This is a genomic window from Arthrobacter sp. 9MFCol3.1 (assembly GCF_000620385.1).
Classification (GTDB): Bacteria; Actinomycetota; Actinomycetes; order Actinomycetales; family Micrococcaceae; genus Arthrobacter.
The window spans coordinates 1,696-26,390 of sequence record NZ_KK211133.1 but is presented as its reverse complement, the minus strand read 5'-3'; the positions used below and the strand labels follow the sequence as shown (position 1 = coordinate 26,390).

Annotated in this window: 13 protein-coding genes; 5 read left to right on the top strand and 8 right to left on the bottom strand. The window is 68.0% G+C overall.

Features of this window, described 5'->3' with window-relative positions; translation table 11 throughout:
• The first annotated feature begins 10 nt into the window (after nucleotides 1–10).
• Nucleotides 11–1,864: a gamma-glutamyltransferase family protein gene (locus C560_RS0120715; RefSeq protein WP_442853173.1), complete on the top strand. Its 1,854-nt coding sequence runs from the start codon at nucleotides 11–13 to the stop codon at nucleotides 1,862–1,864.
• Nucleotides 1,865–1,937: 73 nt separating this feature from the next.
• Here the strand turns inward: C560_RS0120715 and C560_RS22515 are convergent, their stop codons facing one another.
• The 8 genes from C560_RS22515 to C560_RS0120685 all read right to left on the bottom strand — a co-directional run bounded on the left by C560_RS22515 (nucleotide 1,938) and on the right by C560_RS0120685 (nucleotide 13,604).
• Complete coding sequence (locus C560_RS22515) at nucleotides 1,938–2,990, bottom strand: alpha/beta hydrolase (RefSeq protein WP_231494412.1); 1,053 nt, start codon at nucleotides 2,988–2,990, stop codon at nucleotides 1,938–1,940.
• 72 nt (nucleotides 2,991–3,062) lie between these two features.
• The gene (locus C560_RS0120705; protein ID WP_026539652.1) at nucleotides 3,063–4,775 is read right to left on the bottom strand and encodes an ABC1 kinase family protein; all 1,713 of its coding nucleotides are present in this window, start codon (nucleotides 4,773–4,775) and stop codon (nucleotides 3,063–3,065) included.
• 5 nt (nucleotides 4,776–4,780) lie between these two features.
• A complete protein-coding gene (locus C560_RS0120700; protein WP_026539651.1) occupies nucleotides 4,781–5,323 on the bottom strand; it encodes a PadR family transcriptional regulator in 543 nt (180 codons plus the stop codon).
• 160 nt (nucleotides 5,324–5,483) lie between these two features.
• Nucleotides 5,484–5,858: a hypothetical protein gene (locus tag C560_RS23160; RefSeq protein ID WP_197026208.1), complete on the bottom strand. Its 375-nt coding sequence runs from the start codon at nucleotides 5,856–5,858 to the stop codon at nucleotides 5,484–5,486.
• 182 nt (nucleotides 5,859–6,040) lie between these two features.
• Complete coding sequence (locus tag C560_RS23515) at nucleotides 6,041–6,574, bottom strand: hypothetical protein (protein WP_155855850.1); 534 nt, start codon at nucleotides 6,572–6,574, stop codon at nucleotides 6,041–6,043.
• Between the two features lie 477 nt (nucleotides 6,575–7,051).
• Nucleotides 7,052–7,465 (bottom strand): hypothetical protein, encoded by a 414-nt coding sequence (locus C560_RS23510; protein WP_155855849.1) that lies wholly within the window; start codon nucleotides 7,463–7,465, stop codon nucleotides 7,052–7,054.
• 8 nt (nucleotides 7,466–7,473) lie between these two features.
• Nucleotides 7,474–13,194 (bottom strand): DUF6531 domain-containing protein, encoded by a 5,721-nt coding sequence (locus C560_RS0120690; RefSeq protein WP_155855848.1) that lies wholly within the window; start codon nucleotides 13,192–13,194, stop codon nucleotides 7,474–7,476.
• Between the two features lie 128 nt (nucleotides 13,195–13,322).
• Nucleotides 13,323–13,604 (bottom strand): hypothetical protein, encoded by a 282-nt coding sequence (locus C560_RS0120685; protein ID WP_018775865.1) that lies wholly within the window; start codon nucleotides 13,602–13,604, stop codon nucleotides 13,323–13,325.
• Between the two features lie 231 nt (nucleotides 13,605–13,835).
• On the opposite strand from C560_RS0120685, the gene C560_RS0120680 reads away from it, so the two are divergent.
• The 4 genes from C560_RS0120680 (at nucleotide 13,836) to C560_RS0120665 (ending at nucleotide 24,478) form a co-directional block, all read left to right on the top strand.
• A complete protein-coding gene (locus C560_RS0120680; RefSeq protein ID WP_026539648.1) occupies nucleotides 13,836–16,694 on the top strand; it encodes a hypothetical protein in 2,859 nt (952 codons plus the stop codon).
• On the top strand, nucleotides 16,691–18,037 hold the full coding sequence (locus C560_RS0120675) for a hypothetical protein (RefSeq protein ID WP_026539647.1): 1,347 nt from the start codon (nucleotides 16,691–16,693) through the stop codon (nucleotides 18,035–18,037). The genes C560_RS0120680 and C560_RS0120675 overlap by 4 nt, the downstream gene beginning before the upstream one ends.
• A gap of 62 nt (nucleotides 18,038–18,099) precedes the next feature.
• The gene (locus C560_RS0120670; protein ID WP_026539646.1) at nucleotides 18,100–22,419 is read left to right on the top strand and encodes an FtsK/SpoIIIE domain-containing protein; all 4,320 of its coding nucleotides are present in this window, start codon (nucleotides 18,100–18,102) and stop codon (nucleotides 22,417–22,419) included.
• Between the two features lie 82 nt (nucleotides 22,420–22,501).
• Nucleotides 22,502–24,478 carry a serine/threonine-protein kinase gene (locus C560_RS0120665; RefSeq protein WP_026539645.1) on the top strand — a complete coding sequence of 659 codons (1,977 nt, stop codon included), beginning with the start codon at nucleotides 22,502–22,504 and terminating at the stop codon, nucleotides 24,476–24,478.
• The last annotated feature ends 217 nt before the right edge of the window (nucleotides 24,479–24,695 follow it).

The following is a 24,695-nucleotide window of genomic DNA, read 5'->3' as shown; positions in this document are numbered from 1 at the left end:
GGTGTCAGAAATGTTCGGTGGTCGTCCCAGCGCGGTGAGTGTGCCGTTCACACGCCCGGAGGCGTTCACCACCCGCCCCACGCTGCAGGGCACCTTCGGGATGAGCGCGTCCACGCATTGGCTTGCGACGGCGGCGGCCCAGTCCGTGTTGGAGCGCGGCGGGAACGCCTTCGACGCCGCGGTGGCGGGAGCGTTCGTGCTCCATGTGGTGGAACCGCACCTCAACGGGCCCGGCGGAGACATGACCGGGATTTTTGTCACCGCGGACCGGCCGGAGCAGCCCATCGTCCTCATGGGGCAGGGCCCGGCACCGGCCGGAGCCACCGTGGAGCACTACGTTAACGAAGGCCTGGACCTCGTTCCGGGCTCGGGTGCCTTGGCCGCCGCGGTGCCTGCCGCCGTCGACGCCTGGCTCCTGCTGCTCCGTGACCACGGGACGTGGGAGCTGGACGCGGTGCTGGACTTCGCGATCGGCTACGCCCGGGACGGGCACCCGATGCTCGGCCGGGTCGGAACCACCATCGCGGCCGTGTCCGCGCTGTTCCAGGCGCATTGGCCCACGTCGGCTGAGCTGTGGATGCCGGGTGGCCGAACCCCGGTTGAGGGTGAGCTGGTGTGGAACCCGGCCTATGCCCGCACCCTGGAACGGCTCGTGCGGGCCGGAGTCAAGGCATCCACCCGCGAGGCGGGAATTGATGCGGCCCGCCGCGAGTGGCGGGAGGGGTTCGTGGCCCGCGCCATGGTGGATTCGGTTCAGTCCCCGCACCGGCATTCCTCGGGCACGGATCACCGCGGAGTACTCGCCCTGGACGATCTGGCCGGATTCGAAGCCGGGTACGAGGCCGCCGCTACCGTCGAGTTCCGTGGCCACACGATCGCCAAGACCGGGCCCTGGGGCCAGGGGCCGGCGCTGCTGCAGACCCTGGCCATCCTGTCCGGGTTCGAGGACCGGTTCCTTGATCCGTCCACCGAGCTGGGGGCGCACACCATCCTGGAGGCGCAGAAGCTCGCGCTCGCGGACCGGGAGGCGTACTACGGCGACACGGACGTGCCGCTGGACTACCTCTTGTCGGAGGACTACTGTGCCGGCCGCCGGGCCCTGATCACGGAGCGGGCCTCCCACGATTTCCGGCCCGGCACCGTGCCCGGGCGGGAGCCGTACAGGCCACCACTGCGCACCGATTACGCGCCGCCGGCGCTCGCAGGGGATGCGTCCGCGTCCGCGGCGGCCGGCCTGGGCGTCGGCGAGCCCACCGTGGCGCCGACGGGGGAGACCCGCGGCGATACGTGCCATATCGACGTCGTGGACCGCTGGGGCAACATGGTCTCGGCGACTCCTTCCGGCGGCTGGCTGCAGTCATCCCCGGCGATCCCGGAGCTGGGTTTCTGCCTGGGGACGCGGTTGCAGATGACCTGGCTGGAGCCCGGCACGCCGTCCACGCTGACGCCCGGCAAACGCCCGCGCACCACGCTGACGCCGACTCTCGTGCTGCGGGACGGCTACGCGGTGGCCGCGCTGGGTTCGCCCGGCGGCGACCAGCAGGACCAGTGGCAGCTGCCGTACCTGCTGCGGACCATCGTGGGCGGGTACTCGCCGCAGCAGGCCATCGACGCGCCGACCTTCCATACGACGTCGATGCCGGGGTCCTTCTGGCCGCGCACTTGGGAGCCCGGCGGCGCCGTCGTCGAGGACCGGCTCGGGGCGGACGTCATCGAAGGTCTGGAGCGGCGCGGGCATGTGGTCAGCCGGGCCGGTGACTGGGCGCTGGGGCGGCTGTCCGCCGTCGTGCGGGATCCCGAGACCGGGATATTGCAGGCTGCCGCGAATCCGCGCGGCGCGCAGGGGTACGCCGCGGGCCGGTAGCAGCTGCGGCGCTCACCTGGCGGGTGGAGTGGCTGCGTGCGGCCTCGGAGGGGCCGTGGTTTTGTTTCTTCTGTCAGCCCGAAGCCTTGAGTCGATCCATGAAGCGGAGCGACTCGGCGACGATCTGCTGCTGCGCCTCATTGCGGCTGATGCCCGCGTCGCCGTCCCCGGGCTGCTCACCGTAGTCACCGAAGAACGCGTGCACGCCGCCCACAACCGTTGCGTAGGTGGTGGTTGGCGGGAGCAGGGACCTCGACGCCGCGATCTTGTCCGGGGTGCTCAGGCCGTCGTTTGAGCCGGAGATGGAGAGCACCGAGAGGCCCTGCGCGTCCGTCATGGTCTCTGCGGGGTACGAAGCAAAGAGCAGCAGCCCGGCGACGTCGTGATTCGACGCCGCGAAGGCTGAGGCACTCACGCCGCCCAACGAATGACCACCGACGGCCCAGGAGGCGACTTCGGGATGCCGGTCCATGGCTGCGCGGGCCTGGTTGGTGTCCAACAGGGAGATGCCGAGGGGTACTTTCAGGATGACGACTAGGTGACCCGCGGCCGCGAGCGGCTGCAACATCTCCTGGTAGGCGTGCGCGTCTACCCTGGCGCCGGGGTAGAAGACGAGCCCCGTGGTGGCTGTACCCGCCGGGGCAAGGGTGATCGAAGTGGCGTCTTCTGCAGCCCTTGACCCGGCTGGCGCGGTCGCGGTGGGTCCATGGGCCGGGACCGCCTTCTCGCGGTCGGGTTGGTGGGGGAACGGGCTGAGCCACATCAGCGCCGCCACGAAACCGAGGACCGTGAGCCTGCCTGCGATCCCGCGGACCAACTGCCAGGTGGAAATATCACCGCTCCGCTGCTGTTTGTCGCCGAACAACCAGCGTCGGACCAGAAGCAGCGTCCACAGAATCCCCAGTGCGACGGCGGCCGCCAGGAGAGCCGGCAGGGCGGGGTGGCCGCCGAGGACGGCGGGGTTGCTGAGCAGCATCCAGAGGGGGACCACTGTCAGGGCGGCCGCCGCGAGAGCGCCGCTCCCGTTCAGGATCGAGGACTTCCAGGAAGTGGGATTGGGCCCTGTGGGGACGGGACCGGGGGTTTCGGTGGGGTTCGCAGGACGAAAAGGCGGGCCTTCCTTCACGGCTTGATGATATCCCCCCGGCAGCGGAACCCTGTGGTGTCCGGGCGCGGGAAAACCCCGTCGCCGGCTCGATCAGAGGCCGCTGCGCCCCACCCACAGCCCATGCAGCAGCGGAAGCACCGACGCGATCATCAGGATATTGCTGAGCACCATGTCATCCGCGCGGACCACGGAGCCGGAAACCAGCAGGGCGCCGAAGATCAGCGCCGATGCCGATCGCTGCGCCGTGCGGTCAAGCCGTCCCAGCTGCCGCTCAAGGCGCGGATTTGCTACCGACAGTGAACCGTCCTCAAGCCGGGTTAGCAGCCCGTCCAGGCGTTTCGGCAGACCCAGCGCCATCCCGGCGGCATCGAGCGCCTGCTGGGCAACGTCCTGCACGATGTTGCCGCGCTCGTCTCGCAGCAGCTGCGCCGCGTAGGGTTCGACCGATTCCCACAGATTGAACCGGGCGTCCAGCGAGCTGCACACCCCCGACGTCAGTGACATCGCCCGGATAATGAGCAGGAAGTTCTCCGGCATCTGGAACGGCAATGAACGGACCACGTCACCGAACTCCACGGCAAAATCACGGAATTCCCGGGGGTCAACCTCGCGAAGCTCGGCGAAGCCCATCCCGCCAAAGCGGGCAAAGAGGTGTGTCATCGCCCGCTCAAGCTCGACCGTGTCGGCCGAGGGCACCAAGACCCCCACGTCGCTGATCGCGGACATCAACCCCTTGCCGTCACGCGAAGCGGCCGCGATGAGCAGCTTCCGCAGACCGCTGCGTGTGCTCGCCGGAACCTCGCCCATCATGCCGAAGTCGATGAAGGTCAGCTTCCAGGGGCGCTCCGTGGATGAATCGGTAACCGGCGTGACAAAGATGTTCCCCGGGTGCGGATCGGCATGAAAAAAGCCGTTCGCAAAAATCTGGTCGAACATGACCGAGGCAAATACAGGGGCAACCTGGGCCGGATCGATGCCCGCCGCCAGCAGTGCCTCCGAGTCCGTGATCTTGATCGCCGTGACGTCTTCCAGGGTGAGAACGCGGCGGGTGCACCGTTCCCAGACGACGTCGGGCACCTCCACACGGCTGTCGTCGGCGAAATCAGCAGCGAACCGCCCAGAATTCGCGGCCTCATTCAGGTAGTCGATCTCCTCAAGACTGGTCTGCGCAAACTCCTCGACCAGGGCGGGCATGTCGGCACGATCGGACACCAGGCGCACGCGGCTGAGCCATCCGCCCACTTTGCGCAGTGCCGCCAGATCGACGTCGACAATGGCGTTGATGCCCGGCCGCTGCACCTTCACCACCACGCGGTCGAGCCCGGTGTCGGCGGCGTCGCCCGGGCCAAGCCTCGCGCGGTGCGCCTGCCCGAGGGACGCTGCTGCGATCGGTGTCTCTTCGACCGAGGCGAACAACTGCTCCAGCGGCGCGCCCAGCTCAGCTTCGGCCAGGGCGCGGATCGCGGAGAACGAAACCGGAGGCACCTCGTCCTGCAGCCCCTCGAGTTCCTTGGTGATCTCGGGCGGCAGGACGTCGAGCCTGGAGGACAGGAACTGTCCGACTTTGATCATGAGCCCGCCGAGGTCCACCGCCAGCGCATGGAAGCGCTGCGCGAAGCGCCGCATCCTCTTCGCCCTGGTGCGCTCGGCAATCTTCACCAGCCCGACGCGGGGGAGGAGCAGCTCAAACCACCAGGTAACCGCGAGATGCCATGCGGCGAAGCGCAGGATGCGGCGGTAACGGGCCCGGTAGTCCCGGGCGCCGGGTACCGGAGCTGCCCGGTCCCGGCGAACCGACCTCACTCCCGTCAGCCCTGGGCGAGAATCGCGTACAGCCGGCGGCGTGCGTCATCGAGCACCGCCACGGCTTCCTGCACCTGCTCCGGCGTTCCGGTGCGTCCCACCTGGGCGGCGGCCTGCGCGAGCTCGACGCCCGCCTTGGGCAGCGCCGCGAACCCCGGGCCCGACGCCGGACCAGCCGATTCCCAGGGCGCTGACATGCCGGCACCCGCCATCTCCTCGCGGCCCGCGTCCGTCAGGGAATAAATCTTGCGGCCGTTGGATTCCTCAGCACGGATAAGGCCCTCGTCGGCCAGCAGCTGGAGGGTTGGATAGACGGAGCCAGCGCTGGGCTTCCAAGTGCCGCCGCTGCGCTCCTCGATTTCACGAATAATCTGGTAGCCGTGCATCGGCCGCTCGGCGAGCAGTGCCAGCACAGCCGAGCGCACCTCGCCACGCCCCGCCCGGGAACCCGAGCGCTTCTCGAACCTCGAACGCAACTCCTCGACGGCCTGCCACATGCTGTCTACGTTGCTGCCGCGAAATCCGCCTGCCGGGTAAGAACTGCGCATCATGCTCTCCTCTGGACGACCGTGAACGATATACAACGATAGTCAACGATACGCCCGTAAATTTGCGAAACCAAGAGGGACGGCGATCCGCTCACGGGCCTAAAGCAGGCCCCTTGCAGCAAATATCAGGGAATGACGCTTCCTCGTGACCCCAGCGGCCCTAACGTGAACCGGCAGCGTCTTTTCCATATGCTTTCCTCGCATGCTGCCAGGCCAGTCCTGCCTGAGTGCCCGAAATAAACCCACCGAACCAGGCGATTCCGGCTGGGCCCAACACCAAACAGAGGACGAGGGACAGCACCAAAACCAGCATGGCAAGCCATCGCCAGGGCGGCGAGAAACGCAGCAACCACACACCCACGGCCAGACCTGCGAGTAATGCAACGACCTCCTGTGGCACGTGGTCTTGAGGTCCTGCCAGAATCACCGCGACCGTGGCGCTCAACAGCACGCCGCTAAGGATCAGAGCATTCCTCACCTGATGCTCAGCGTTTCTTCCCACAACAACCACACTTTCTGGGCTTGTTTTGCTCACTATCCGAGTCTGCTCTGCGGAAGGTCGCCACCCAAGACGACCGTGCCACGTCCAAAGGCGCCACCGCACAGGCCCGCGGTCTTTGTCTGGTCGAAACCGACCATGCCGTTCCAGGTCCCTCAAAAGTCGCACCAGAATCCGCCATCACTCCGGAATCAGAATTCACAGGAACCCGACGTGCACTACCCAGTGAAATATCCACCGTTAGTCAGAATTGCTTGGCCCATAACCCACTGGCCAACGCCACAAGCTATGATGATCGCCGGCGCCAGGATGTAGTAGGCGACTCGCGACCCTCTGCCCATATGATGCGCATCAGGTTTCTTCCCTGACCGCCAAAAACCAAAGAGAACAACCAAAATGGGAAGCATTGCGATCTGCATCGGAATCCCATTCCCGCTCCGGTTGTACTTTCCGTCGTACGGCATTCGGGTGTCCCATGGAACATTCATAAAAACGAAAATAGCGATTCCGATACATGCTACAAAAGTAACCGCACAAAGAATCGTTTTAATTTCCACGGCTCTCTTGCCCAACAACAAGTCCTGCTCGGTAAGCGCTCCTAGCGGATCTCCATTCCCCGCACCAGAGCTCGCACCATCGCTCACCACGGCGGAAATATCAGGGATCGGCGCTTCCTGGTTACTCTCGTCGCCCTGACGTGAATCGGCAAAGTCTTGGTCATATGCTTTTCCTACTTCAGAATTGGTCGCCAAGGTCGATCCGGAGATTTTGCTACGTGCAAATCACCAGCGTCGAGTGCGGCGGCCGGCGTTTTGTCCTCGGAGCATCACTCAGCGTTGCCCAGCGCCGCACCCGGCACGACGACTGCCGTTGAGTACTCAACCCAATCCTCGTTCCTACCCTCCCTGAAGAGGCGATCCGCAGTCCGCTGACACTCCTGCAAGTCGTTCCAGGGGCCGTGGGGGTCCAAGCCGATAGTCTCTGCCAATTGCTGCGCTGGTACGACGCGGGATGCACCCGGAGATGTCATCACTTCGTACATGTGGTCCCCCCGAACGAACAGCCCCTTGCGAACTGGAACTCCGACCAGACGCAGATATGCAATACGGCTCCGGTCGGAACTGGGCATCAAGGATTCAATCCGCTCCCATTGGGCATCGGTCAGGACGGCAGTACACGACATGCTTCCAGCATGCCAAAGCAGACGAGAACTAATTGGGAGCCATGCCCTAGCCGGGAAGATACCCGCCAGAAACCAGAATTGATTGCCCCATGGCCCACTGCCCCAGAATCCCGCCCAGAACGATGGCTGTTCCGAGGGTATATGACACCGCACGAGATGCCTTGTTCATTTCGTGTGAATCAGCTTTTCGCGCCGACCGCCATAGACCCATAATTACAATTGCAATAGGAAGCATGGCAATCTGCATGGGAATCCCTGTGCCAGCTCTATTGTATTTTCCGTCGTAAGGCATCCGAGTGTCCCATGGAACATTTGCGAAAACGAATAGAGCAATGCCGATACAAGCTGCAATGCCAACTGCACAAAGAACATTCATATACTTGGCGGCTTTTCTGCCCAAGAGGAGGTCTTCAGCGCTGAGTGCAACCTGCGGCTCATCTTTGCCAGTGCCGGAACTCATTCCATTACTCACCACGGCTTAGCTCCAGTTCCTTGATTTATAAGTTCTCCGCTTACACTTTTCACGCTTTCAACAATAGCTCCAACGTGGGCGCCACCGTAGGCAGCGAACGAATGGGTCATCCAGCCAGGGTTCGGGTTCAGGTCGGAAGCCCCCGGAAAGCGTGAAGTAAGCGAACCCGCAGAGGCATCGAATACCATTTCGGTGAATTGATAGGAATCCCCACTGATCAGACTATCTACAGAGCCGCCAGCCAGAGATCCTCCTCCGCCTACGACGATTTGGACTGCTTTCGACGCTGAACTCGTCAGAGAACCGGTGAGATGACCGCCTTGAGACCCCAAGGCCCCGCTGACGACGCCGTTGGTAAGTGCACCGAGGGCACCCCTTGTTGTCCAGTCTTTCTGGGGATTCGTCACAAAGTACATTCCGGTGTTGCCTGCACCCCCGGATATTCCATTGGTGACTGCAGACCTGACCATCTGCTGGCCCGGTAACCCCGACACATAGCTCCCGGCCCCCGAGCTGACGCGGGAAATTCCCGAAGTCACGAAGGATCCGACTCTTGAACTGGCGCTCGACACTGCGGTACCGACCCTACTGGCACCAAATGCGGTCGCCACCCTACCGACCGGCGCCGACGCAGTTAGTGCCTTAGCCGCGAGGGCCGCACCGCCGCCAACAGCACCAGCCGCGCCACCAATAAGGGCATCGCGGCCAACGTGTCCCCAGTCCACTGTTCCAGTCGTGGCCTTCTGCATCCCAATTGACGCACCTGCACTGACCAATGCCCCGGATGCTGCACCGAGGAGGACGAGCCCCACCGGGCCACCCACCCCGGTGCACATCAGCGCAACGCCGGCGGCGACTAATACGGCGGCGGCGATATATTCCTTGTTTTCGTTGATCCAGTTCCCCGCCGCGGCGAACGCTCCTCTGGTGGAGCCGTCGTAGGCCTTTAGCTCGTCATCGGTGAGCGGGCGCAGCCCGGTGGGGTCGGTGGTGTTCAGGGGATTGTTGCCCGCGTAGGCGTAGGGGTTGCCGTCCCATCCCGCACCGAGGACGGGGGAGAGGGGATCGGTGGAGAGGAAACCACGTGTAGCGGGGTCGTACGCACGTGCCCCGAGCCATTCCAGACCCGCAACATCTACGCCACCGTTACCCGTCAGAGTGATCCCCGCAGGCAGCACACCGGCCAGCCCGGACACAGAACCCAAACCAGCGGCACCACCACCGGCAGTGCCACCCGGACCCGGGCCAGGGACTGCCGGCGCGCCGATGGCGGCCCAGGGATCGGTCTGGTCGGTGGGCCGGGCGGCGCGCCAGCCCGGCGTTATCCAGGCGTCCGCGATACCGGTGACACCACCTGGCAACGAAAGGACCTGGTCACCGCCGATGCCGGCGAGGGTGGGGATCGGGTTGGCGGTGTCCCACCACAGCTCCGAACCATCGATGGCAGCCAGCTCGCCCAGGGCATCCACCCACAGCTCATGCCGGGAGGTTTCCATGCCGTCGGAAGTGCGGTCGGCAACGCTCTCCAGCTGGCCGCTCTGACCCCACGCGTACTCGGTCCAGGACCCGTCCGGGCGGATCAGCCGGGTGCGGCGGCCCAGGCCGTCATGGACGTACTCCGTCCTAGTGCCGTCAGCATCCGTGACGGCAAGGAGCTGCCCCGCGGCGTCGTACTCATAGGTCCGGGACCCGCCCGGTGCGGATTCCCGGATAAGGCGCCCGCCGGCGTCGTACACCCACTCCGAGACGGCAGCCGGAGCGGAAGCCTCCGGGTCTCCATTCCGGGTAGTGGCGGCCGAGACCATCTGCCCGGCCCCGTCATACCCGTACCGGGTCACGGCACCGGCGCGGGTCAGGGCCGTGATCCGGCCGTCCCCGTCCCGCCCGATCAGTGTGGCATCGGCCGAGAGAGGATCGGCGCGGCCCGTGCGGCTGTGCTCGGACAGGTTCCCGTAGCGGTAGGCCCATTCCTGGACCAGGTTCCCGGCAGTGGCTGCGGTGATGCGCCCCGAGGCGTCGTGGGTGAACACGGCCTCCCCGAGCCGGGGGTTGCTGACGGCGGTCACCCGGCCCGCGGCATCCCGGACGTACGTGGTGGTGGTTCCGTGCACGTCGGTGAATCCGGTGCGGTTCCCGTCGGCGTCGTACTCCCAGGACATTCCCCGGCTGCCGCGGGTGCGGGAGGTCAGCTGCCCGCGCCGGTCAAACGCCAGCTCGTGCTCCACCGCCAGCCCGTCCGCGCCCGTGTAATCGGTAAGGATCACGCGGCGGCGGATCAAGTCACGCTCGACGGCGGCCAGCAGCTTTCCATCGACCGAGGTGGAGGATTCCCGGCCGGCCGAATTGTAGGTCCAGGTGGTGGTGTGCCCGTCCGGATCGGTCTGGGACAGTTGCCGCCCGGCGGGATCGTAGGAGGCAGTGGTCACTCGCCCAAGCGCGTCGGTGACGGAATCAACCTGGTCCGTGGCCGTGTAGGTGTGGGTGGTCACCCCGCCCAGGGGATCGGAGACGCGGACCAGGCGCCCGCGGACGTCGTACTCGAACAGGGTCCGTCCGCCGACGCCGTTGACGGTCTCGGTCAGCTCCCCGGCGGTGTTGTATTTGAACCGGCGGGTGCCATACCAGGAGTCCTGGGAGAAGGTCAGCCGCCCGGCCTTATCGTAGCCGTACCGGGACACGCCCTGACCGGGGGAGCGGCGGGACAGGAGCCGCCCGCAACGGTCGTACCCGAACGTCTCCACCTCACCCGTGGGCAGCGTCCGGGCGGTGACCCGCTGGTCCGCGTCGTAGGCCAGTTCCGTGACCGCACCAAGCGGGTCCGTGGTTTTCCAGGGCCGCCCGCACACGTCGTATTCATACCGGGTGACCGCGCCGGAAGGGGAGGTGATCGAGGTGATCTTGCCGGCCACGTCCCGGCCCAGGACCGTCAGGCCGCCTTCGCCGTCGACGAGCTCCACCGGATTGCCCGCGGCGTCATAGGAGACCAGCTCCGCGGAGCCGTCCCCAGCCTCAACCCGGGTGGGGCGCCCGTACTCATCGAAGCTGAACGTTGCGGACGCGAACGCATCCGTCAGGGTCGCCGTCCCAGCCTTGCGGTCCGCGGTCGCGCCTGTGCGGACCCCCGTCGGATCGACGACGGCGGTCAGGGCGCCGATCTTGTCGTACTCCCGCCCCCAGTCGTGACCAGCGGGGTCCGTGATCCCGACCAGCCGGGAAAGCGTGTCATGGACAAAGCCCCAGCGGGCGCCGTCGGGCAGTACCGCGCCGGTGACGTTGCCCAGCTCATCGAACACCCGCTCAATGGCCCGGCCCAATGGATCGATTGTCCGGACCAGTTCACCGTTGGCGGCGTATTCGAGTTCGGTCCGCCCGCCGTCCGGGGCGACGAACGCCGTCGTCCGCCCCGCGTGGTCGTGCTCGAAGGTCCAGACGGCGCCGTCCGGGTCTTCACGCCGCACCAGAACGCCCGCAGCGTCATAGCTGAACTGGGTCTCCGCCCCGGACGGGCTGAGCGCCGCAACCGGGCGGCCTGCATGGTCACGGACGATCCGAGCGACGTCCCCTACAGCATTCCGGGTCGCGACCAGGTCCCCGAACTCGTCGTACTCAAAGTCGACCGCCACCCCGGCCGGGTCGACCACCCGGGCCAGCTGCCCGTTCTGCCACTCCAGCTCGGTGCGCCCGCCCAGCGGGTCCAGGATCACCGAGGGGTCCCGCGACACCTCGTCGGCATACTCATACGAGACGACAGACCCGGACTCCGTCACCAGGGTGGTGATGCGGTCCTGCTCATCCCAGCCGTAGGTGAGGTCCGCGCCTTCCGGGGTAACGGTCCGGGTCTTCCGGCCCCGCCCGTCGTAGGCGTGCACGGTGACGGTCCCGTCGCGCTCCGTGAAGGAAACCAGGTTTCCGTGGCCGTCGTAGGCCATGGACTGCCGCTGGTCGTGGGAATCGAGCACGCCGACCAGGCGGCCCTTCGCATCGGCGATCCACGAGTTCGACCGGGAACCGTCCTCATCCGAAACGACCGTGACCCGGCCGGGCAGATACGCGAACCGGGTCCGGCGCCCATGCTGGGTGACCTGCAGGACCACCCTGCCGTGTTCGTCGTAGGTGTTCTCCGCCTCGAGAACACCCGCGGCCGAGACCACGGCATCGATCAGGCCCTGCTCATTCCACCGGTATGTGCGCGCCCCCAGTTCGGTAGCGACACGCGTCAGCCGGCCAGCGGCGTCGTATGCGTACTCGACCCGGCGCCCGTCCGAGGCCCTCACCACGGCAACGAGCCCGTCCACGTAGTCGACGTCGAGGAACCGGCCGCGCACATGCGCCAGCCGGGTCACCGGTCCGGCACTGCCGGCGTCTGCGCCGTCGACCGGCCTTTCCCGGACGGCGGACACCGTCCGGCCGGGACCGGACCCGGCGCCGAGCCACACACCGGCGAGGCTGTAAGCCCACCAAGCCCCCTGGTTGTCCCGGACCACCAGGGCCTCGGACGTGCCCTCCGGAAGGGTGCCCAGCTCCGCCAAGTCAGCTGCTGTTGCGGGCTCGCGGGTGAGCCAGTAATTCTCGCCCACGCCGCGACCCCAGCCGGCCCCCTCGCGGGGGAAATCGACCGCCCGGCCGTCGGCCATCACCCACCGGCAGCCCTCGTCCGAGACCGCGAGGTACTGATCCAGAACCGAGGCCCACCCTGGACCGAACACCCCGGGCATCTCCAAACCCGACGCCAACGAGTTGTACATCCGGGGCAAACACAGATTCGAGGAAACCCCTGCGAACCCTAGATCCGACTCTGGCTCGATGAAGTTTCCCGTCGCGGTGTTCACGGGATCATTCGCGTACCCGCTGGTGGGCATCGCGCCCGCCGCCGTCGGCGGATCGATCACCAGCCCGGACCGGTTCGCGCTCACGCCTGCCGCTGCCAACGCCTCATTCACGGCCGCGTCCGAGAGGGTCGAGATGTTTCCCTCGCCGCCGGCGGCCGCAAACGCGTCCGCGACCGTTACCGCCCACTTCGCGTCGTTCTCGTTGGCCCTCAGATACTCCCGGTAAGCAGCGAGCACCCCTGAAGCATCAAGCGATCCCCAGTAGCAACTGGACCCGAACGAGGCAATGTGATCTTCCAGGGTGCCGGGAGCCGACGACAATCCGTCATCCAGGCCGCGGGAGTTCGCCGCGAAGGACCGCAGAAGAGCCGGACGCGCCGAGGACGTCCCGCCCCCGTACCCGCCGCCGGGCGCCGGGGTATTACGCGACCCCGTCCTGGCATCGGCCGGGGCGAATGTCGGTGCCTTCCCCGGTGCCGCGTTCGGCCGTTCTTCTTCACCGAACAAAAAATCACCGGCCTGCTCGAGCAGATTCCGGTCATTGTGCCGCCGGACCCACTCGTTGTTCCTCTCGCGCCGGGCGTCCTCCTCATGCCCGGCGTCGATCATTTGCCCCACGTAGCCGGCCACCGTCCGCAACGCCGACACCAGCGCGTTCGCGTCATTCCTCGCCGTGGCAGCGTTGGCCTCGAAAACCTCCGAGAAGTGCCCCTTGAAGTCTTCCTTAGCCGAGGCGACGTGCGATGCCCGCGAGCCCGACTGCTCCTCAAGCCTTGACGCCGCCGACTCGAACGCCGACCTCACCGACCCGGCCACGGCGTAACTGAACCGCCCACCATCAGAAGCATCCGAAGCCGGCAACAGCGGCATCTCAACGAACTCGGTCACAACCAAAGCCCCCCACAGAACAAGAACCGGAACAGAAAGACAAACCACCAAACTGTGCATCGGCCGGGTGACCGCACCACTCACCAGAGCGGCGCGGTCACCCGGCCTTCACGCAAGCAAATACAGACTCAGGCGCCGCCGCCGGCGGAGAAGATGTCCTGCGAGATCTTCTGCAACTGCCCCCGCAACTGCTCCAGCTCCTCGCGGGCCTTATCCAAAGCAGCCTTCGTCTCCGGCCAGGTCGAACCACGGAACTGCGCAGCCAAAGGACCATCCCAAACGTTCGGATCCGACAAAACCCTTCCCTGCGCATCCAACGCCGAGATCTGATCCGTGAAACCACCGTTAATGATCGACTGCACCTGCCCAATGGCAGCTTTGGCTTGCTCAGTAGACAACACACGCGACATAGAAATTCCTCCCAAGAGACAACCGCTTCTCCGCCGGACACAGCACCGCCGGCGACCGGACGGTGCCGACGCTACCAACACCAGCCAATAAATCCAACAAAAAGAAAAACTAGGGCGGCCGGGTATGACAACCCGGGTCACACGCATGACACGTGCAAACCGCGATTAGTCCATTCGTGAGCCAAACCCCGTATCATGCTGAAGGCACCATGAACGGAAGAGGGGACGATCATGCCCAGACGGACTAACACGCACCAGCACACGCCCGGGCGCCGCATCGCGCCCGGCCGGGCGCTGGGCGCCTTCCTTGCGGCCCTGGGGCTGATCGCGACGACGTCGTGCGGCCCGGCCCCCGAGCCGGAGTCGGTGTCCAACCCCGTCAAGCTCCTGCAGAGCGTGCGCGTGGGCATGTCCCCGGCCGCCGGGGTGGAGACGATCGAAGGCACCACCATCTCCGTGTCCGCGGCCGGCGACTCCTCCGCATCGGACACGAAGTACGACGCCGCGCAGGCCGTGGGCGAACTGCCGGTGCGAGTGAGCCTGCAGTACCGGGCCGGCGAGAAGTCCGGCTCGGACCTCACCGAGCTTCAAGGCCACACCGGGCCGGTCGAGATCGACCTGACACTGGAGAACCTCACGGTCAAGCCGCGGGTCATCGAGTACGATGCCGCGGGCCAAACCCGCTCCGACACCGCCCTGGTAGGCGCCCCGCTGACTGTCGCCGCCTCAACGAAGCTCACCGGGGTACGGGCCGACGACGTCACCGCCGGCTCAGCGGACGGCGGAACCGGCACCAACGGCGTCCTGAGCAGCACCGAGGACGGAGCCACCGTGGTGCAGTGGGCCACCGTGCTGGCCCCGCCGCGTTCCGGGGCGAGCACCACGCTGCGCCTCGTTGCCGATGTCAGGGACTTTCAGGTCCCTGCCTTCGACGTGGCGGTCCAGCCGGGCCTCAACACCGACCTCAGCGCGGACGGCGTGCTCGCCGGCGCGTTCTCCTCCGGCACGGGCTCCGAGATGGGGCTGCAACGCCGCACCATCTCGCTGGTCTCGGACGTCAACACCGTGTTGACCAAGGCCGGATCCACCATCACCGAGGTTCGGCGGAACCTGCAGGTGACCTCGCAGACCCTGGGCGCGAAGACCGCGGGCGAGCTGCGCGATAACTCCCAGGCCCTGGCCGCGACCATGGTGGACCTGAAGGAACAGCTGAAAACTCTCGGCGCCGACCTGGAGACCGCGACGAAGTCAACGCAGTCCACGACCGCGTCCCAGCTGAAGGTGACCGTCGCCGCCGTGGACGCGATGCTGGGCGACACTTCGGCCGTGCCCGCGACGGCTCCCATCAACGGTGACGGCTGCACCGCGGAGGTGCCCAAATCGGGGAAGGCGGCCACGGTCTACTCCAGCATCCAGACCATGGCATCGCAGCTCGACGCCTACGCGAAGGTGAGCGCTGGCTGCCGGGATATCGTGGCGGGCGCCATCAAGGCCACCATGGGCCCCGAGGACCCCACCGCGGAGGAATGTGCGGAGCAGGGCTCGATGACATGCTCCCTCTACGGCTCTGCCGTGACCGTCACCGGTGCCTTGCTGGGCCTGGTGAAGAAGGGCGATGAGCTCGTGGCGAATCTGCAGCCGCAGATGGTCGAGGGCGCGATCAAGGATCAGGAGGCCGCCGCCGTCACGCTGGAGAAGGTGCGCGCCGATTTCGCTGCGGTCCTCGACGGCGCCGAGACCACCGAAGACTACAAGACTGCCCTCGCAAACGTGGATGAGGCGATCAAGTCCGCCCGGGCCTCCGTCGCCGCGACCCAGGACGCGGCCGCTGCGGTCCGCGGCAGCATCGACGGCCTGCGGCAGAAGCTGGGCGACATCAAGAAGACTGCACAGGACGCCCGGAGCGAGGTGGGTGACCCCTCGCTGCTGAAAGGATCAATGACGCAGCAAACCCAGCGGCTCGCCGACGAACTGTGCAAGATGGCCGACGGCGGCTTGCCCCGCGAGGGCCGATTGTCCGCCGAGCAAGCGGAGCGGCTGCGTTCCTACTTGACGTCCGCACCGTGCGAGTCCACGGATGAAAACGGAAACCCGGCGCAGGACCTGCGCCCGCCGCTGGGGTTCAAGGACCCGCTGGACGATCGGCTGGAGGCCCAGGCTGCCGCCTGGGACGCGGTCCTGGCGGCCACCGACACCACCGCCCCGGACGAGGAGATCGGCCAGGCGTTCACCACTTTGGGGACGACGATCGACGACATCGACGCCAAGCTGGACGCCATCAACAAAGCCACGAAGGCCCTCGACGGCGCCGCCACGGGAGACATCAACAGCAACAAGCGCGAACTTCTTGCCCTGGACGCCGCGCTCGGCGAGGCGATCGACTCCTCCGGCCGGGTCGGCTCGACGCTCGCGAAGCTGAAGGAGCAACAGGACGGGCTCGGCGACAAGATCAAGCAGTCCCTCCGCGATGTCTCGGCCGAGACCGCTGCCGAGGTCTACAAGACCGTGGACGAGCAAGTGCGCCAGGTTGCCGAGATCGGCGACGCAGGCTCCGAAGCTGTAACCACGGCGTTCAACCGCTCCATCTCCGGCTTGAAGTCCACGTCGGACGAAGTGGTGAACGACGCCGAGGGCACGGTGAACAAGCAGCGGGATGAACTGCTGGATCAGAGCGACGCACTGGCCGCGTCCCTGGACAAGAGCACCCAGTCCTCGCTCGCGAACATCGCCTCCAGCACGTCCGGATCAACCCGCGACGTCGAAGGCGCCAGCGCACTCCTGTCCTCAAGCCTGACCAAGGTGATGCTCGACCTGGGCGACCGCTCGGTGAACGGATCCGGCCTGCTCGGCTCCATGGCCACAAGCGCCGCCAAGGCGGACACCGCCGACTACCAGCTGGCACTGGCATCACAGAACGCTGAGGGCTATGCCAACATCCGCTCCAGGGACGTGGCGGGGCTGCTGCTGCGCCAGGCACAGTTCAAGGCCTCACTCACCGCGGTGGACGAACTGCCACCGTTCCACCTCGAGGTGCCGGCCGGCGCCACGTCGCAGACCCTGTACACACTGAAGATCGGCGGCGCCGCATGAGCTCAAGCACCAGGCTCACGACCCTGATCGTCGCCGGCATCACTGTCGTCCTCGCGGCTGCGATCGCCCTGACGACCCTGGCGCTGAGCCGTCCCAAGGAGGCTTCACGGCCGGATCCGGTAGCCGCGACGGTTCCCGTTGCGCTGAAAGCCGAGGGCCTGCCGAAGGACTTCTCGATCGGCGTCGTCCTCACGCTGGGCCAGTCCGGCGAGCCCGGCTCCGAGTACAACCGCGCAGCACAGGGCGCAATCGTCGCCGCACAGCGCTTCGCCCAGGGCGGCGCCGCCGTCGCCCTCTCGGCCCAAAACGACCGCGGCACGGAGGACGGCGCGCGCGCCGCCGTCCGCGCGCTCGCCGAGCAGGGGGCGTCGGGTGTCATCGTGGCGACCGCGGGGGCGCAGGCCCGGGCCGCGGCCAAGACCGCCGAGGAGCTCGGCCTCCCGGTGATTCTGCCCTACGCCGAACCGTCGGACCCCGCGCAGGCTACCTGGACCACGGGGCCCTCGGGCGCATCCGTCGCGGCCGGGCTTCGCACCGCGCTGAACGGCAAGAACAGGGTGCTGCTCGTCGGGGACGGCGGCGAGGTCCCTGCCTCGGTCGGGATTTCCCAGACGCTGAACCTCGACGGCTTCGACGACGTGACGGGCCTGGCACAGGAGGCCGCCATCCAAACAGGCGCCCAGCTGCGCCCGCCTGCCGAAGACGCCCCCGCAGGCGCCGAGTCCACGAGGGTCGCCGAGCCCGCGGACGCCGTGGTCGTCTCGGCCGCCACCCCGCAGCGGCTGGCCCGGTTGGTTCAGGCCCTACAGTCGCGCGACGTGTCCGTCCCCGTCGTCATACCGGACGGCGCCACCGCCCCGGCTTTCGCCTCCACGCTCGCCGAACTCGACGGCGCCGCCTCCGGGCAGCTGGTCAGCGTTGCCCCGGCCGGCGGCGATGCCACGGCGCTCCAGCAGGACGCCCAGGGTCGGGGGATGTCCGCATTCCTGTCCGCCGTGCGCCTGGCGTCCGGCGACCCGAAGGTCCAGAACCTGACGGGCGATGCCCCCTTCTCCGCCGACGCATGGGCGGCGGACGCACGCAGCCACGACGCCGTCGTCGCCCTCGTCAGGGCCGCCGCGTCGGCTGGAAGCGGCGAGCCGTCCAAGGTCGGCACGGCGTTGAGCGCCATGTCGTTTGGCCCTGGTGACGGCCTCGCCGGGCCGGAGCTGGATTTCTCGCGCTCCGCGGCGCTGACCGCGGAGGCAATCCCGGTCTACGCTTCCGCTCAGGACCTGGGCCTGCGCCCGCCGGATGAGGCCGCTCCACGGCTCGTCTGGGTGCCGGCGCCGGCAAACCCCTGACCACCCGCCCCCGGCTCGCCCCTGAGCGGGCGGGAACCATCCACCACTGAAGGAGCGCCCCGGTGCGTGTGCTGATCGACCTGGACGAGCGTCGCTTTGAGTGCGACGTGGCTCACGCCGCGCCCGCCACGACGCTGACAGACCTCGTGGAGGCCGCCGGTGGCCCGCGCCTGGCACCCGATGAGGCCGTGTTCGTGAACGAGGCCGAGGTGCGTGGTTCCACCCCCGTCTCAGAACTGATCTTCCTGGAGGGCAGCCGCATCTCGCGGGCGCCGTGGCAGATGCCGCAGCGCGTGCGCGGCTGGAGCGTGACGCTCGCCGGCGGCCAGCGCACCGGCGGAGTGGTTGACGTTCCGCAAGGGCGGGAGATGCTCATCGGCCGGTCCCCTCACGCCGATCTGAGCCTTCCCACCGAAAGCGCCTCGTGGGACCACTGCCGCCTGCGCCGGGAGGAGGACGGGCTGCGGGTGCTCGATGGCGGATCCACGAACGGCACCCTCGTCAATGGCGAGCCGGTGGGAGAGGACGGGGTCCTGGTCACCGGAACCGCCACGATCACGGCGGGCGGCACGGTGCTCCTCCTGCGCCGGTCCCTGGACGAGACTCCCGCCCCGGCGCCCGGCAGCCTGCACAACCTCACACCGGCGGCGACAGCGCCCTTCAACCGGCCTCCCCGCCCCGGGCAGGCCCCGGCGGGCGAGCCCCTGGTCCCGCCGAGCCGCAAGGACGTGCCGCCAGCCAGCAAGTTCAGCTACATCACGGTGCTCGCGCCCCTCGTGATGGCGGCGGCGATGGTCTTGATCCTGCGGGATATGCGCTTCGCGATGTTCGCCATGCTCAGCCCGGTCATGGCCGTGGGCATGTGGTTCGAACAAAAGCGCCGTCACGCCCGGGGCCTGAAAGAAGAGGACGAGCGTTTCGCCGGCGCGCTCCAGGGATTCGAGCAGCAGATCCGCGCAGCCGCAGCGACGGAGACCGCTCGACGCCATCGGATGATCCCCGATCCCGCGACCGTGGTCCGGCGCCCCGCACTCCCCGCCACGTCCTTGTGGCAGCGCCGCGCAGACGCCGACGACTTCCTGGCCCTGCACGCCGGCACAGGTGACGTCCCCTGGAAGCCCGAGGTGGACCGCACAGCCGGATCGCGGCTGGATGAGAAGGTGAAGGACTCCCTCGCGTCCGCGCGCCTGCAGGCCGCGCCCGTGCTCGTGGACCTGACCGACGCCGGCGTCGTGGGTATCGTCGGACCCCGGGAGGGGACTCTGGCGCTCGCGCGATCCCTCCTGGCCCAGGCCGCGGTGCACGTCGGTCCAGCCGACCTGACCATCGGCGTCTTCTGCGACGCCGGGCGAGCTGATGAGTGGGAGTGGGCCTCGTGGCTGCCGCACACGCGCCAGGCCGGCAGCAGCACGGGCGAGCGGTGGATGTCCGCGCACCGCGAGACGAGCGTGGCCATGCTGCGCACGCTCAAGGACACGGTGCAGGAGCTGCCTACGCCAGCGATGCTGGTGGTCCTGGACTCCGAGGTGCTCACGGAGGGCAGGGACGCGCCGGCACGCGCGCTGCTCGGCACGGGCCGCTCCGTACCCGGGGTCCATGTGAACCCGCAGCAGCGCCCTTCACGGGTGGCGGGCATCGTCATCGCGACCTCGGAGGAGCAGTTGCCGGCCACCTGCACCACCATCATCAGGGTCGGGGCAGACGCCGCGGCCACTGTGGACCAGCCGGAGGACCTGACCCGCGTGGAGGACGTCATCCTGGCGGGCCTGGACCAGGAGGAGGCCTTGCGCTGCGCGATGCGCGTGGCGCACTTCGATGATCCGGAGCTGAGCGTGCCCGGGGCCTCGCTGCCCCCGCTCGTGCGGCTGCCCGGGCTCCTCGGCTACGACCGCCCGGACTCGACCACAATCCGTCGCCTGTGGCAGGCTCCCACCGGCGTGTCCACGCCGATCGGCACAGGGGAGAACGGCACCCTGACCCTGGACCTGGTCAAGGACGGCCCGCACGGCCTGGTGGGCGGCACCACCGGCTCCGGCAAATCCGAGTTCCTTCGCTCGCTCGTGGCCGGGCTTGCGGCACGCAACGATCCGACCCGCCTGAACTTTATCCTCGTCGACTTCAAAGGCGGGGCCGCCTTCAAGGCATGCGAACGCCTTCCGCACACCATCGGCACAATCTCCAATCTGGACGAGCAGCTCGCCGACCGGGCTCTCCGCGCCTTGGAGGCGGAGATGGAACGCCGCCAGCGGGTCTTCGCCGAGGCCGGCGAGGGCATCGACAACCTGAACGCCTATCTGGCCACGAACCCGGCCGAGCCCATGCCCCGGCTGCTGCTCGTGATCGACGAGTTCGCCATGCTGGCCAAGGACTTCCCGGACGTGCTCAAGGCGCTCGTCAGCGTGGGTGCTGTGGGCCGCACCCTGGGTGTGCACATGATCCTGGCGACGCAGCGCCCCGCGGGCGTCGTCAGCGACGACATCCTCGCGAACACCAACCTTCGGGTGGCCCTGCGCGTGCAGAGCCGTGACGACTCCAACAACGTCATCGGTGTGCCCGCCGCCTCGGCGATCGGCCGGGCCCAGATGGGCCGCGCATTTGTGAAACTGGGTCAGGACGACATCACGCCCGTGCAGACAGCCCTCGTGACCGGACGGGCGCAGCTCGGCGGCGGCCCCGCCGTGGACGTGCGCGAGATCCGCCAGTTCGGCGTCCCCGTGCCCGCGGCGGCGCCGCCACGGTCTGCGGCCGTGGACGAGAACGACCTCGAACTCCTCATCGACGCGGTTGTCGAAGCCAACGCCGAGGCAGGATACGCCCAGCCGCGGCAGGTCTGGCCGGAGGCCCTGGGCGAGCGCGTGGAGCTGGACGGGTATCTTCCCCAGCCGGACGGCGGCCGTCCCGCCGCACCGTCAGACTCTCCTACCGACCCCGCACCCCGGCTGCTGCCGATGGTGGGCGCCGTCCGAGGTTCCACCGTCCAGGTGGCCATCGTGGACGAGCCGGAGCTGCAGCGCCAGTCCGCGGCGGGATGGGACATGTCCGTGGGCAACCTGATGCTCATGGGCGTGGCCGGCTCCGGCACGAGCACCACACTGGCCTCGATCGCGCTGACACTGGCGAAGGACGCCGATCCGGCCGAGCTGGACCTGATGATCCTCGACATGGGCTCCCGTGAGCTCGAAGCCCTGGAACGCCTGCCGCACACCGTGGCGTATGTGGGAACCGGGGCCGGCGCCAAGGAGCAGCAGGCCCGCTTCCTGCGGCACCTGCACACGGAGCTCGAGAGCCGCCGCGCCGCCCCTGGCAGGCACCGCCGCGCCGTCGTGCTGCTGGACGGCCTGGCCTCGCTGCGGGACGAGTTCCAGGACTTCGAAGGGCAGCAGCTGCTGGCTCTGCTGTATCGGGCGTACGCGGACGGTCCGGCGCTGGGACTGTCCTTCGCGGTCTCCACCACACGCGCCAAGGCGGTGCCCTCGGCCATGAACGAGGTGACGCTGCAGAAGTGGCTCTTCCGGCTGGCGGACGCCTACGACTACTCCTCGCTCGGTGTCCGGGGCAAGGAAATCCCTGCTGCGCTTCCTGGCCGCTGCGTGGATCCACTCACCTCGCTCCAGATGCATGTTGCCACCCCCGGCATCGGGATTGAGGCCGCGGTGGTTCGCGTGCGGCAACGCTGGGCGCAGGCGCCCGCGAAGACCCCGGCGATCAGGCGTCTGCCCTCCAGCGTCACGATGCAGGAGCTAGGCGTGGAACCCCGGCTCGAGGCCGAACCTTGGCTCATCCCGGTGGGAATACAGGAGGCGGACCTCTCACCGGCGTTCCTGGAGATCTACGAGGGCGAGCACGCGCTCGTCGCCGGGCCCGCCCGTTCCGGCAAGTCCACGCTGCTGCTGGCCCTGGCCGCAGCCCTGCGCGGCGCGGCCACCTCCCGCGGGCCGGCTCAGGTGTGGGGCATCTGCGATCGCCGCTCGCCCCTGGCCCTCGCCGATCTGGATCGCATAGCCGTCGGCACGGATGATGTGCCGGCCCTGCTCGCCTCCCTGCGCCTCGAGCGCGGCCCGGTGTTCCTGCTCATCGACGACGCAGAGCGCTTCGAGGACGCCGATCAATCCATCGCGGGGGCCGTGACCTCCGGGCAGCCGGGGTTGTGCGTCATCGCGGCCGGACGGGCCGGGGATCTCCGCGGGCTGTACAGTCACTGGACCAAAACGCTCCGCAAATCCCGCCTAGGCGTGCTGCTGCAACCGGATGTGGATTACGACGGCGAACTGCTGGGCGCCGCACTCCCGCGCAGGGCGCCCGTGGCGTTGACCGCCGGGCGTGGATACATCGGCGTCGGCGGGCAACTGGCACTGATCCAGTCGATGAGCGCTGAGGGCTGAGCCCGGCTGCGAGCGCCTACGACGAACGAGTGGACGGCGGGGCGCCTTGAGGAATCAAATCGAAAGCGTTGGAGAGTACGGTATGCAATTCGCACAGACGGGTCAGGCTCTGGGAGCGTCCTACCGCTTCGGCGAACGCGTGGGCTCCGGCGCCGTCGGCGAGGTCTGGACCGTCACCTCGGCCGACGGCCGGACGTTTGCCGCCAAAGTCCTGCGCCCGGAGCACGCGGACGATCCCTCGCTCGTGGAGCGGTTCGTCCGCGAGCGATCCGTCCTGCTTGGCCTGCAGGACTCGCATATCGTCACCGTGCGCGACATGGTGGTGGAGGGCGCGCGGTTGGCCATCGTCATGGACTACGTCGCGGGCGGCTCGCTGCGTGACGCGGTGAAGGAGGCCGGCCCGCTGCGTCCCCTGGACGCGTTCAACGTCGTCGCCGAAGTGTTCGACGCACTGGCTTTCGCGCACTCGCGAGGCGTGACGCATCGCGACATTAAGCCGGACAATGTGCTCCTCGCCCGCCCCTGGCCCGAGTGTGGCGCGGGCGACGTACGGGTCTCCGACTTCGGCATCTCCGACGTCGTGGGCGAGAAGATTCGCCAGACGACCGGTCTCATCGGCACCCCGCACTACATGCCTCCCGAGCTCATCAGCCAGGGCCGGTCCGGCCCGCCGGGGGATGTGTACTCAACGGGTGTCCTGCTCTACGAGCTCCTCGCCGGGCGCACTCCTTTCGCCGGGCCGGGGACGGACTTCAGCGTCGCGTACCGCCATGTTTCCTCGCGTCCGCCACGGATCCCCGTGGACGACGCGGTCTGGAACGTACTCGACCGGCTGCTGTCCAAAGACCCCGCCCAACGCCCGACGGCGAGTGAGGCCGCGGCGACGCTCCGGCGTCTCGCACCCCGCCTTGCCGGCAGCAGCCCCATCACGCGTACCGAGGCCCCGGAGGATTTCGACGCCGTCGAACGCTCGGCCACCGTCGTCCGGGGCGCCTTCACGGACGAGGACCTCACGGCCTTCGCGTCAGGCTCGCCAGTTGACCACGACGGGAAGGCTCCCGAGCTCGGGGAGGCGGACAGCGCCACCATCGCCCGTCCAATCCCGCGTCGCGAAGTGCGGCCCCGGGCCGAGGCCCGGCTGGAGGAACAGGTCGCCACCCCGTTCTGGCGCACCCGGAAAGCGCTGCTGCTCGCCGGCGCCGCGGCCCTGCTCGTCGTCGCGATGGTCGTGGGGTTCGTTGTCCTCGCACCTGCAGGTCAGCAACTGCCGCCCACCGCGGAAGGCGGCCAGATGTCCAAGCAACTGCAGGACGCGGCGCTTCCGACCGGCCTGACAATCTCGCGGGAGGCCTCCTATGAGCCGTCCTCCGGTCAGATCCGCTTGACTGTGTCGTACGCGGCGCAGAAGGCGCCGCTATCCGGTGAATTCCTTGAGGTGATCCCGGGCCTGGCCGATGGGGAAGCGTGCCCGGCGGTCACGTGGGACGGCGCTTCGGTGAGCAGGAATCAGGCCTCGATCACCGGCCTTGACGTCGAGTGCGGCTGGAAGGTCTCGGGGTTGGAGGTCCCGGCGGGAGGGGCAGTCCAGGTCACCGCCAAGGTGTCAGTGTCGCCCGCAGACCAGCAGGCCCTCGATGCGTGGCTGACGGCCGGGTCCGAGGCGACGACGGCCGCGGCGCAGGACCCTGCAGTCAAGGGCACGGCCTATCCCGTCCAGCGACTGAAGGGCGTGGAGGTGCGCACCCCGGCGCGCGTCGTGACCCCCAGCCCGCTGAAGATCACCCTGGTGCCAGTGTGGGCCGGCGGCGCCGACGAGCTGAACCCGCTCTATGTCAGTCCCGCGTCGGGCAAGCCCTCGCAGATGCTCGCCGCGGTGAGCGGCGGCGAGAAGGGGGTACGGTTCTCCGACGGCTGCGGCGGGGCGCTCGCAGTGGACAGCGCGGGGCTCACCGTGACGGCCCTGCAGATCACGCCCCAGTGCACCGTGCGCGCCAGCGTCGGGAACTTCACCGAGCTGCAGTCCCCGAGCTTCGGGATCACGTCCCGGGAGAACTCGTAAGACCGAGGGCTCGTAGGGCTGAGGGATCGTAGGGCTGAGGGCCCGGGGCTTGCCCCGCGGGGCCATTACTCTGGCGTGGATGTGCGCGCCGCATGGCCCGCCCGAGCCGCTGTCACGCGAGCCGCACGACTCGCCGGATCGTCGGGGCCGCTGTAGCCCGAGCCGCACGACTCGCCGGATCGTCGGGGCCGTTGCTGTCCGAGCCGCACGACTCGCC